Source organism: Companilactobacillus halodurans, from assembly GCF_009600985.1.
Lineage (GTDB): Bacteria > Bacillota > Bacilli > Lactobacillales > Lactobacillaceae > Companilactobacillus > Companilactobacillus halodurans.
The window spans coordinates 26654-39310 of the sequence record NZ_VDFP01000016.1; the positions used below are offsets into that span (position 1 = coordinate 26654).

At 35.8% G+C, this 12657-nt stretch carries 7 protein-coding genes; 4 read left to right on the top strand and 3 right to left on the bottom strand.

The window, feature by feature from the left end; all coding sequences use genetic code 11:
* Window positions 1–4: 4 nt before the first annotated feature.
* Together addA and FHL06_RS08500 are read right to left on the bottom strand one after the other, a co-directional pair.
* Window positions 5–3664 carry a helicase-exonuclease AddAB subunit AddA gene (gene addA, locus FHL06_RS08495; protein WP_153385793.1) on the bottom strand — a complete coding sequence of 1220 codons (3660 nt, stop codon included), beginning with the start codon at window positions 3662–3664 and terminating at the stop codon, window positions 5–7.
* The gene (locus tag FHL06_RS08500; protein ID WP_153385794.1) at window positions 3657–7157 is read right to left on the bottom strand and encodes a PD-(D/E)XK nuclease family protein; all 3501 of its coding nucleotides are present in this window, start codon (window positions 7155–7157) and stop codon (window positions 3657–3659) included. Before FHL06_RS08500 ends, addA begins: the two co-directional genes overlap by 8 nt.
* 103 nt (window positions 7158–7260) lie before the next feature.
* Here FHL06_RS08500 and mvk point away from each other — a divergent pair, with 103 nt between their 5' ends.
* The 4 genes from mvk to fni are packed head-to-tail and all read left to right on the top strand — an operon-like array spanning window position 7261 to window position 11315.
* Window positions 7261–8211 (top strand): mevalonate kinase, encoded by a 951-nt coding sequence (gene mvk, locus FHL06_RS08505; protein ID WP_162000178.1) that lies wholly within the window; start codon window positions 7261–7263, stop codon window positions 8209–8211.
* Window positions 8204–9169 carry a diphosphomevalonate decarboxylase gene (mvaD, locus tag FHL06_RS08510; protein WP_153385795.1) on the top strand — a complete coding sequence of 322 codons (966 nt, stop codon included), beginning with the start codon at window positions 8204–8206 and terminating at the stop codon, window positions 9167–9169. Before mvk ends, mvaD begins: the two co-directional genes overlap by 8 nt.
* Before the next feature lie 24 nt (window positions 9170–9193).
* The gene (locus tag FHL06_RS08515) at window positions 9194–10273 is read left to right on the top strand and encodes a phosphomevalonate kinase (protein ID WP_162000179.1); all 1080 of its coding nucleotides are present in this window, start codon (window positions 9194–9196) and stop codon (window positions 10271–10273) included.
* Entirely contained in the window at window positions 10266–11315 is a 1050-nt protein-coding gene (fni, locus tag FHL06_RS08520; protein WP_153385797.1) for a type 2 isopentenyl-diphosphate Delta-isomerase, read from the top strand. Before FHL06_RS08515 ends, fni begins: the two co-directional genes overlap by 8 nt.
* Here the strand turns inward: fni and FHL06_RS08525 are convergent.
* On the bottom strand, window positions 11304–12653 hold the full coding sequence (locus FHL06_RS08525) for an RsmF rRNA methyltransferase first C-terminal domain-containing protein (RefSeq protein ID WP_153385798.1): 1350 nt from the start codon (window positions 12651–12653) through the stop codon (window positions 11304–11306). The genes fni and FHL06_RS08525 overlap by 12 nt on opposite strands.
* Window positions 12654–12657: the final 4 nt, after the last annotated feature.

The following is a 12657-nucleotide window of genomic DNA, read 5'->3' on the forward strand; positions in this document are numbered from 1 at the left end:
CCTCTCATCTTTTAGTTTCCTCTAAATTAACCGCTTGATTAATCTTCAAGAAATAAAGATATTTACCCACGACGGGTTTAGTTTTAATAGCAGAAATGGCTTCTGCATATAAATTGACTTGCCCAGAATACTTAGAAATAAGTTCATGTAAATTTTGACTCGTGACGTTATCGGTCTTGTAGTCAAAAATTACGATTCCCTGGTCTAATTCAATCACTCCATCAATAATACCATGAACTAATATTTTATCGTTAGTGGAATCATTATTTGAACTGTTTTTAAACAACTTTTGAGCTGACATCAAGATTGAACAAGTATATTCGCGACTAACATTTTCATGATTTTCGACAATTAATTTACCCAAATCGCTTTGATAAAATTTAACAAGACTTTCGCAATCGATTTTATCAGCTAATTCTTTAGTTAACTGCTTCTCATTGACCATTTGCGCAATCAGACTTTCAAAATCGTTTATTTGCGGCTCCTTTTCAATATCAATTTTTTGCAAGACTAAGTGAGTTGCGCTCCCTATATCAGCTGCTGTAACTTGTTTGGTCTTCGTTAAAAAGCTTGGTTTAGCAAACGAACCCAAATTATATCGGGCATCATTATTTTTTTTATCCTGATTAAATAGATTTGTCGACATCTGTTCATCATCTGGATCAGCGAATAACCCTTTGATCTCTGAAACGGATTGATAGGCTGTAGTATTAACTGCTTCTTGATGTTGATAATCCATATTTAAAATATCGTCGACCGATTGCTTAAACAGACTGCTTGGCTCAACGGGAGCTTTTTTAGGAATAATGATTTTTGCTTGATTGTCAACGGCTTTTTCAGTTGAAATAAGATGGAAATCAAGCTGACAAGTTGAATCTTCAAAGTGATTCTCATCAACCTCATTTCTATCATCGCCAGATAAAGTACTGATTCCAACTAGATTTTGGAAACTGTTAGCTTTTAAACGAGCTGATTCATTGATTAAATGACCGTTTGGATGAATATCATCCCAAGTCTTTAATAAATCGTCGGGACTCTTGGTAAAACCAAACATAATCAATTTTTGCTTGGCTCTAGTTAAAGCTACATAAAGTAAGCGCATCTCTTCAGAAACGGTTGAAATTTTCTTTTGATTGCTAATGATGCCACGCTGCATAGTCCGATATTGCAAACGCGAATCGTTGTCGCTTAAAGTAATCCCGATGCCCTTATGAGCATCAAAAACGGTATTAGCATTAACATCTTGCATATTGAATTGCTTAGCCATATCTAAATAGATAACTACTGGAAATTCCAAACCTTTCGAGGCATGAACAGTCATGACCTTAACTGTATCTTCCGTTGCTTCAATACTGTTAGGTTGTGAAAGGTCCTTATCAAGTTTTTGCATTCGATCAATGAAACCAATGAATTGATGGAGACCTTTATAATTATTTTCTTCATAAGAATTGGCTCTTTGGTACAAAGCGTGTAAATTAGCTGCTCTTTGTTTTCCACCAGGCACCCCTGAAACGTACTCCAATAAACCAGTTTCTTGATAAATTTTCCAAATCAATCGAGCAATACTATTCTTATTAGCAAAGTCACGATAATTGTTCAACTGCATCAAAAATGATTCCAAACTGTTTTTGATATGTTGGTCAGCATTTTCAAAATTCAAGTATTCATTCATCGCCGTGAAGTAAGTTTCTCTTTTATCGACTAAACGAATTTTGCTCAACATTTCTTCATCCATACCAACGATTGGCGAACGTAAAACTGCCACTAGCGGAATATCTTGATAAGGATTATCGATAATATCAAGCATCGACATCATGATTTGCAATTCCGTCGTTTGGAAATAGTTTTGAGCATCAGTCACCATTATAGGGATATTAGCTTTTGAGAAATACGAAATCAAATCAGTATTGTTTTCCTTAGTTCGCGACAAAATAGCAATATCGGAATATTTCAAAGGGCGAACTTTTTCTTCATCCGTATCAGCTTTAATCTTGCTGTCATAGATTTGGAAATTATTATTCATTAGTTTTTGAATCCGTTTAGCCGCTTGTGTAATCAGCAATTGACGTTTAGCAGTCTCATCATCTTCATTTTTAATCAGCACATTGAATTCATTAGTCATATCGACTGATTTGGGGAAATTAGTTCCCACAACCAATTTAGAACTTTCATCATAATCGATATCGCCAATCTTTTGATCAAAGATTCTCGTAAAGATTTGATTAACAAAATCATCGACTGCCACTGAAGAACGAAAGTTTTTGGACAGTTGAATCAATTCATTGGGATTGTCGTCTTTTTGATATTTGGCATACTTATCCGTAAAGATATAAGGTGCAGCTTGTCTGAAACCATAAATTGATTGTTTGATGTCCCCGACCATGAAACGATGATTATTTTCACACGACAATAAACTAATGATTTTTTCTTGCATAGCGTTGACATCTTGGTATTCGTCAATCATTAATTCATGAAATTTATTTTGATAGTATTCTAGAGCAATCTTGTGACCATCGACTTCTCCAGTCAAAATTGCCACTGCTTTATGCTCCAAATCATTGAAATCTAAAACATGATTGTTTTGCTTCAAGCGGTCGAATTCTTTAATAAAACTGTGCTCAACTTCAACCAATTTTTCAATCAAGCCTTGAGCAATCCTCAAAGAATCGTTGACATCAGTTTCTGCTTTAACAAAGTATTCGTCATATAAAGACGTAACTTGTTTCGTTATGTCTGCTCTGATTTTTGAAGCATCATTTAAGAATGATAAATCCTTGCCTTCTTTATCAGCTTTTTTGATGGTGTCTTTTTTAGCTTTAGGCTTAAAATTAGCCAACAAAGTTCTAATTTCATCATAGTTTTTAGTAGGCGATTGTTCTTCTAGAGATAACAGCCACTCATTGATTTCTTGGAACACCTTGAGATAAGAGTTAGCCAGTTCATCTTCATTAGCTAATTCAATCCCGCGAAGGACCTCTTCTCTAATTTGTTCCAGACGAGCTTTCACTTGAGGTAAAAAGTCAGTTTGATAAAATTGCGATTCAGAAAAAGTTGTTTTGAATTGATAAGCCGTAATTAAATTTTCGAGCCACTCATTAGTATCGGCGTTGGTGATTGCAAAGTCGTATAGCTTGAAAATAATATCTTTCAAGCCGTCATCGGAACGGTCATTAGTGAAATTATCGGTCAATCGTAAAAAATCAATATCGCCACTACTATAATAACTGTCACGCACATTGTCATAGGCTTGTTCTTGAATAATGGACTTCTCAGTATCGTCGCTTAGCAACCTAAAATTAGGATCGAGTTCGATAACGTAATAGAATTTTTTGATAACGCTCAAACAAAAAGCGTGCAATGTACTGATATTTGACATGGGAATATGAAAGATTTGTTTCTGAAGGTGCTGACGCATCTTGGCATCCGTTTCTGAATTCAATTCATCTTTCAGACTGCTTAAAAGACGGTCCTTCATTTCTTGAGCAGCTGCTTCAGTAAAGGTTGCAACTAATAAATTATCGATATCTTCGCCATCATTTTTAAGCATTTCAATGATGCGCTTGATTAAGATAGTCGTTTTCCCGGACCCTGCAGCCGCTGAAACTAAAATATCGTGGCCACGATGATAGATGGCCTTTTTTTGATCTTCTGTCCACTCAGGCATTATCTTCACCATCCTCTAAAATCGTTTGTATTTCTTTAATAACGTTTTCTTTGTTGTAATTGATTACGTCGTGGTAGTCATTTTCTGGCAACATTGCATCAAATTCAAAAATTGGTCGATAATCGCTATATTGCAAGCCAGTCGTGGTTTGATAACGATAAGGATTCAATTTCAATTTACCAGAATAAATCGTTTCTCCTGCTTGTTTAATCAAACGTTTATTGTAGTTTAATATTTTGAATAAATCATCGTCACTGACGACATCTTTATCAGAGGCACTGACGACCGGTGATGTTTTGCTTCTCTTGTTAGCTTTTGTTCTGGCATCGACGTCAAAGTTTTCCAATAAATCCTCATCATCAAGCAACAATCCTTGAAGTTTAAATTGACGCAAAATTTGCGTATCCAGATTATTTAAAGCTGATTTAGTTATCTTAACGAATGGATTACTGATGTGCTCATACAAAGCTCCACCAACTTTTAAGTTAGAACCCAAATCAGGTAAGTTATTAGTCAAACTTTGAATATAAGTTGGCATTTGCATAGTGATTCCATCTAAAAATTCTGGGAAGTTGAACTTCTTATCGCCTGATTTATAATCGATGATTGCTAAATAAGTAATGTCATTTAAAATCATTTCATCAATTCGATCGATTTTTCCACGAACATTGATTTTGTGACCACCAGGTATTTCATATGACAAGCCTTTTAAGTCTTGTTCATTGTCGATTCGGCCAAAGGTCACTTCTGAAGCTCTGGGAACGAATTTATTCCGTTTGTACTGTTGTTTCATGTTCGTAATCAATTGAACTAAGGTACTTTGCAATTTAGAAGCAATATAATTCATCCGAGCTGATGACTTAAAAATTTTATTTTCTGGCAATTCAACTTGTTCGGCAAATAAATCAGCAACTAATTGTTTTATCTCTTGGTCATCGAAGTTAGTCAATCGTTGTTGGTGTGCGTTCAGGTATTTGACCAAACCATCTAAAACAGCATGGAAAATCGAACCTGTTTGAGCAGGCGTGATTTCAAATAATTGCCTTGGACGTAGCCTTAAGCCATATTGCAAGAAATATTCATATTGATTTTGGTAGAAAGTCTCTAATTGTGAGATTGAGACGTTGATATTTTTGCCATATAAGGCATCGACAGTTTCAATATCCAAATCGTGAGGAATATTTTGATAATCTAAAGAACTTAAGGCGAAACTCGACTTATCTGGTTCATCGTTTAATAATTGCTGACGAACATATTTCCAGGCATCTGGCAAATCAGTCTGATTATCTAAAGCAGAGCGTGACACGCGTATCAAATAATTAAGACTAGAAGCCTTGGACCCCATGTAGCGTAAGATATCATTTTCGTCTGTATCATCAATTGAAGGATTCAATAAAACTAATTGCTCGTCGAGTCGGAAATGTTCTTTGATTCGTTTAACATAACTAGACAAGTCTTGCTTTTTATTGTCCTCAGTCAAATTAGGATACGTGAAAACTAGTCTTTGACTTGGAGTTGTAAAGATAATGTCGTGCAAGAAAGGTTCTGAGTTATTGACGGCCTCATCCGATTCTTGGAGATATTTGCCATCAGTCAATTCATCATTTAAAAAAACCCGTTCATCGTCAGTTACGATATTGTTGGTAACGGTTGCTGCAGGCATATTGTTGGTTGTAGATCCTAAGATAAAAGTGATTTTGCGGTCAGTTGGTTGAATCATTCCGATTTCAGAAATACTGACAGCATCTAAAGTTGAAGGAATCTGCGAATAAGTAGCACTTTCAAACGCTGCATCCAAAATCTCAATAAAATCTTTCGATTGAAATTTGGCGTCACCAAAGACTTCGACATACTCATCTAAAACTTGATTGAAGAGATTGACGATTTGTTCCGGCTGATTAGCAAGACTCAAGTTCTTTTGTTCGGTGGCTTGATTTTGCCATTTTAGAAGCGTCTCGAAAACTTGATGTTTATCTAAAAAGCTGTATAAAAAGCTAGCACTTTCTAAGGAAGTGTGATTGGAGTTGAGGAATTGGTCTAATTCTTGATAAATTTCTTCAATAAAATTCTTGATTACATTGATTTGGTCAAAGGCTTCAATCTTGAAACTATCAATTTTTTTATCCAATGTAACGTTCGGCTTGAAATCATCTCCAAGCCAATTACGTTTGGTCGTGCCATTGGCTAGAATATAGTTTTCCGTTAAATCGACTGCCTGACGGAAGCCTTCGATATCGTCTTGAAATTGTTCTGGCAACAAAAGTTCAGTCCGCAACAAACTAATGACGTCATCTTCTTGCATGCCCTTGTTATAAATCGCAAATAGCAAGTCGATGAGACGTTTAAAGGGATGGTTCGCCATCTTTTTTTGTAAATCGATAAAGTATGGCACTTCATTATTTTCCATGAAGGATTCGACAAAGGAACCATATTCTGATAAATCTCGAGCTAGAATAAGGAAATCTTTGTAACGATAACCTTGCCGTGCCACCATTTGACGGATATAGGTGCTGACAGCTGAGATTTCAGTTTGCTTATCGGTACATTTCCAGATTTGGACTGAAGTTTGGCTGTCTAATCCGCTTGCCTTAATATGTCCGCCGTCGCTTGATTGAATCCAATAATCTTCTAATTTTGCTAAATCGGAGCTAATCCTAGGTTGATCAGCAAAATAATTTCGTGTAATTATTTGTTGAGACTTTGCAAAATTATGCAGTTGTTGATAAGTTGAAGTAGGCCGATAAAAAAATTCTGATATATCGTTTGGTTCCAAAATAGGTTTTTCTAATACTAAAGAAATATTTAAATTGGCACTATTTAATAGCATCGTTTTAACTAAATTCATTTCCGTAGCGGTAAAAGTTGAAAAACCTTCTAAATAAAAATGATACTGTGATGTTTTGATTTTTTGATTTAAAAAATCGGCTAATGAATTTAGCTGAAAGTCATTCGTATTATAATTTTGAATTTTTTGAAGATAATCTGTATAAATTAGGTTTAATTCTTTGATTTTGTCAGCAAAGATGCCATCGCCATTTTTATCCAGAACTTCAGCAATGTCGTCAGGTTGGACTTGTCCATTTAAGAACTCGTCAAATTGAGAGATCATTTGGTCAATAAAACCGGGTTTGTCGACCATGCCTCGAAATATCTTCAAATCCGACTTGTGTGATTGGATAATTTCTTTCAACAGCATAGCTGCTTTAGTTTGCGTTAAGGTTGCTAAATTATAATCGCTGTTGCTACGTAAGAAATACCAAGCTAAACGTGAAAAGGAAAATGTCTGGACGTTATGAGTTGCTGTCACTTCGTCTTTGTCGTCGCCTTTTACAAAATGTTTAAGAATATTGATTTCTGACTCAAACTTAATGTGGTTAGGTACTAAAAAGAAGAATTGTCCGTTTTTATCTTTTTGATAATCTGAATCGAACAACTCCATCATTTTTTGATGATGATCAAATTGGATCTTTCCTAATACAAAATTTAATGTCATTTTTCTTCACCCGCAAAAATTCTATCATAGTTTGATGGTCATAAAGTGGAAATCCTTACAATAGATGTATAAAATATAGTCTTAGAGAAACTGAGGTGAGCATGTGCTTAAAGGAATAGGAAAAAGTCACGGCAAAACTATTATTATGGGAGAACATGCGGTAGTTTATGGCTACCCTGCATTTGCCATTCCCCTACTTAGTACGCCTGTAATCGTAAAAATAAAACAGAGTAAAGAAAACTCATTGATTTCCAAGTATTATGCTGGAAAAATCGAGCAAATACCTGATTCTTTAGCAGGAGTAAAATATTTGATCAACCTGCTCAATTCGCATTTAAATCAGGAGAAGGTCAATTACACGATAAGTATCGACAGTGGCCTGCCTATTGAACGCGGGATGGGGTCGTCAGCTGCTATTGCTGCAGCAATTACTCGCGCCTTCTTTGATTTCTTCAATCAAGAACTGACTCATGAGAAATTATTAGATTATGTCAATAAGTCAGAAACTGTCACCCATGGCAAAGCTAGTGGTTTAGATGCTTTAACAGTTTGTTCAGAATATCCCATTAAATTCAGTAAAAATGAAGCACCAAAAGCTTTTAGCTTTAATTCTGAAGGCTTTATCGTCATCGCTGATTCAGGGGTCAAAGGCAAAACTAAGGAAACGGTCGCTGATGTGAGAAAAATGTATGAAGCAGACCAAGCAAAAACTGGCGCTTATTTGAAACAATTAGGTGACTATGCAGCAGAAGCTACCCAGCTTTTGATTAAGGGCAATCTTAAAAAACTTGGTCTAACTTTCACATTAGCTAATGAAGCTTTAACTAAATTGAATCTATCGATTCCTAAAACTGATAAATTGATTGAAGCTGCTAACCACGCTGGAGCCCTTGGAAGTAAAATCACCGGTGGCGGTCGTGGAGGCTGTATTATTTGTTTGGCCCACAACTTAACTAACGCTCAGATGATTCAAAAGGCTTTAACTAAAGCTGGCGCAGAACAAACTTGGATTCAGCCACTCTCAATTTATGCGGAGGATTCAGACATTGACTAGAACGGCACGTGCCTTCACAAATATTGCTCTAATTAAATATTGGGGCAAAAAAAATAAGCAATGGAAATTGCCCTATACAAACAGTCTGTCTTTAACTTTGGACCGTTTTTATACAGATACTAAATTAACGATTATCGATTCAGACAAAGATATCGTTTCTTTAAATCATAAAATTTTAAATGACCAAGAGAATAAACGTATTTTAAATTATCTTGATACCGTTCGAAAACTCTATTCATTTGAAGACCATTTTCAAGTAGACACCGTTAATCATGTTCCAACCTCAGCTGGATTTGCTTCTTCAGCTTCAGGTTTTGCGGCTTTAGCTGGTGCCATCAATGAAACAAAACAATTGAATTTGAATCGTCAGGAACTTTCGATTTTAGCTCGCAATGGATCTGGTTCTGCCAGTCGCTCAATCTATGGAGGTTTCGTTGAATGGATTGCTGGAGACAGTAATGAAACATCTTTTGCCAAACCAATCGATGAAACGCCAAAAATTGATTTGGTCTTACTGTCAGTAGTAATTAATCAGCAATCAAAGAAAATTTCTTCTACCAATGGTATGGAAAATAGCGTAAAAACCTCCCCTTTTTATCCAAATTGGGTTACACTAGTGGCTTCAGAGCTTCAAGAAATTAAGCAAGCAATTGCAAAAAAAGATCTTCAAAAAATTGGTGAAATTGCTGAGCACAATGCAATGTCTATGCATGCCCTGACACTTTCTGCTAATCCTTCATTCACATATTTTGCACCTGAAACCATTAGGATTATTCAAATCGTCAAAGAATTGCGGCAAAAAGGTATTTTTGCGTATGCTACAATTGATGCCGGACCTAATGTTAAAATAATATGTACGAAAGAATCGCTTGAAAAGGTTCAGACATACATCGAACAACAACTATCAAATGTAAATACCGTCATTGCAAATATTGGCTCAGGTATTCAATACGTCTGATATAAATTGAAAGGTATGATATTTTTGTCTACAGGAAAAGCACCTGGAAAATTATATTTGGCTGGAGAGTATGCGGTCGTTGAAACCGGCTTTCCCGCTGTTCTTACTTCAGTTAATAAGTATGTGACTGTTACGGTTAATAAGTCGCAAAATGGTGGAACGATCCAGTCAAAGAATTTAAATAAGGAATTGATTCATTGGAATCGTCAAGGAACTCAATTAGTCTTTGACGATACCGAAAGTCAATTGCAGTATATTTTGGCAGCAATTAAATTTGTTGAGAAATATGCTCTAGAAAGAAACGTCAAGTTAAACTACTATGATTTATTAGTTACTAGCGAATTAGATTCAGAAGATGGAAAAAAATATGGTCTCGGTTCATCTGCAGCTGTGACAGTTGCCGTTGTCAAAACTCTAGGAGATTTTTATCATCTAGAACTTAGTGCAATGGATATTTATAAAATCTCTGCTATTTCGCATCTTTCCGTTCAAGGCAATGGAAGTCTTGGCGATATTGCTGCGAGTGCTTTTGGTGGTATCGTCGCCTATTACTCGCCAGACCGGAACTGGATTTTTAATATGATTAGAAATCATAGCATTACTGAAATTCTTTCACTTGATTGGCCTCAATTGAAAATTCAAAGTTTGAGTTTGCCTAATGATCTTGAATTAACGGTCGGTTGGACAGGATCACCAGCTTCAACTTCAATTTTGGTTGATCGGATTGCTTTAACTAAAGCACAAAAAGTCGAAAAGTATCAAAACTTTCTTCATGCTAGTCGTCAAAATGTTGAACACTTGATTGAAGGATTTAAAAATAATAATACAGCTTTAATCAAAGAAATGTTCACGAAGTATCGTGCTTTGCTAGACGATTTAGCTGAATTCAGCGACGTTCATATCGAAACTGACTTGTTAACAAAACTTTGCGATATTGCCGAGAAATTAGGTGGTTCCGCAAAAACTTCCGGTGCCGGTGGCGGTGACTGTGGAATCGTTTTGAGTGACAAGTCATTAAACGTGTCTGAATTAAAAAAGGAATGGAAGAAAGTTGGTATTACCCCACTAACTCTAAAAATTGGAGAAACAATTGCCCATGCCTAAACAAGACCCACAGATGCAGCGTAAAGTCGAGCATCTTTTTTTGGCCGAAAAATTCTTCACTGAAGAATCCTTGGCTGATTTTGATAAAGTTCGCTTGTTGCATTCTGCCTTACCTGAGCTTAATTTAACAGATATCGATTTAAAAACTGATTTCTTGGGAACTCAAATAGACGCACCAATTTATTTTAATGCTATTACCGGCGGTTCTAAGCAATCTAAAGAATTCAACAGTGAATTGTCCCAGTTAGCAAAAAAGCTAGGAATACCCGTTTCTAGTGGCTCAATGGGCGTATTTTTTCGTCTACCTGAAACAAAAGAGTCATTTACAACTTTACGAGAAAATAATCCTACAGGTTTCGTAATTGCTAATGTCTCTGCTAAAGCCAATGCCAAACAAGCTAAACAAGCAGTTGACTTATTAAAAGCCGATGCTTTGCAGATTCATTTAAATGCTATTCAAGAATTGGCAATGCCTGAAGGCGACCAAGAATTTTATTGGCTCCATAATATTAAACAAATTGTCGAACAAGTTGATGTGCCAGTGATAGTTAAAGAAGTTGGCTTTGGAATGTCTCAAGTCGATTTAGATAAATTATGGCGTGTTGGCGTTAGAAACGTTGATATTTCCGGTTTTGGTGGGACTGACTTTGCAAAAATCGAAAGCCAAAGAAATCATGAAGCAGATTTAACTTATCTTGATCAATTATCGCTTTCGATCGTAGAATCCTTGATTGAATCAAAGCTCTATCAAGATAGAATGACGATTTTGGCTTCAGGTGGCATCAGAACGCCAATGGACGTTATTAAAGCAATCCGTTTAGGTGCTAGTTCAGTTGGTATGTCAGGTCTTGTTTTACATCATTTGCAAAAATCATCATTAGAAGAAACAGAAGTATTTTTTAGAGAATTTATTAAACAATTACGCTTAATCATGGCAAGTATTGGTGCCAAGTCAATTGCTGACATCAAAAAAGCCCCCATCGTTTTTGATGAGAGCTTAATCAGTTATGCTAAACAACGTAAAATCAAATTAACGTCTTAGTCCTTTTGGATAGACGTTTTTTATTTGGGCATTGCTAAAACGTCCCCAACTGAATAGTTTATTTTGATAAGATAAGCCAATCCATTTATTAAAATTAGGTCGATCTTCTAGAATCACTGATTCACCATGCAAATACTTTTTAAATTGTGGTTCATCGAAATGATAAACCGTCTTCAATTCACTAGGTTTGAGTGCTAATATCCACGCGATATCGGGCTCGAACCTATTTTTTTTGAATTCGCCCAATTTTAAGCCATTACGAAGAATATGCAAGCCTTTAAAACGATTATCCAAACTAGCTGCTTGGTATAAGAAATCACTGATTCTTAACCAGTTGACGTCAGATAAACCATTCAAATTAGCTTTAGCAAACTTATTAAAGAATTGACGATCTTCTTTTTTCAAACCATCGTTAATTGCTCTTTCTTTGATAGTTTTGGGCTCGCCATCTTTAACTAAACGACACATGAAATGCCCTTCGCCATTGAATTGGTCTGGAAACATTCGTAAAGCTTTTTTCAATTCAGGATTGCCATTGTCCCACTCTGGATGGCCGTCTTCCATGCCGTGATATTTTTTAACATCAACTAAGTGCATATCAGGATATTTGTCTAACAACCAGGAGATATTTTCTTCATTTTCTTCTGGAGAAAAAGTACAAGTAGAATAAACCAAACTTCCACCAGCATTTAATAACTTATACGCAGAATCCAGGATGTGTCTTTGACGATTGGCACATTGCTCTACGTAATCTAATGACCAATACTTGACTGATTCGGGGTCTTTGCGAAACATTCCTTCACCAGAACAAGGTGCATCGACCAATATTTTATCGAAGAAATCACCAAATTTCTTTTCAAAATCTTTGGGAGAATTGTTAGTGACTACTGTATTAGAAATACCCATTCTTTCAATGTTAGACGAGAGAACTTTAGCTCGCTTGTCGTTTATTTCATTACTAACTAAAAGGCCTTGAGAAGCCATTTTTGAAGCTACATACGTAGTTTTGCTTCCCGGTGCCGCACAAAGATCCAAAATCTTATCATTTTCTTTAGGATCTAAGATTTCTGTAACATACATGGCACTGGGTTCTTGACTGTAAACATAACCAGATAAATGGTCGATTGAATTGCCATCAATATCGCCAAAATAACCAATATTGCTATATTCAATCGGTTTATCCAACGAATAAGAAACATTTTGATAATCTGGTTTCAAAGGATTCAAACGAAACGCCTCTTGACTATCTTGTTGAATCGCCTCAAACAAATCCTCAGCTCTTTTTCCTAATAAATTACGATATTTTGTTTTAAAGTCATCACTCAAATTGACTTTCATTAAA

Coding starts and splice junctions, on each gene's coding strand:
- FHL06_RS08525 (WP_153385798.1), bottom strand. CDS start 12,653: ATGAAAGTCAATTTGAGTGATGACTTTAAAACAAAATATCGTAATTTA.
- fni (WP_153385797.1), top strand. CDS start 10,266: ATGCCTAAACAAGACCCACAGATGCAGCGTAAAGTCGAGCATCTTTTT.
- addA (WP_153385793.1), bottom strand. CDS start 3,664: ATGCCTGAGTGGACAGAAGATCAAAAAAAGGCCATCTATCATCGTGGC.
- FHL06_RS08500 (WP_153385794.1), bottom strand. CDS start 7,157: ATGACATTAAATTTTGTATTAGGAAAGATCCAATTTGATCATCATCAA.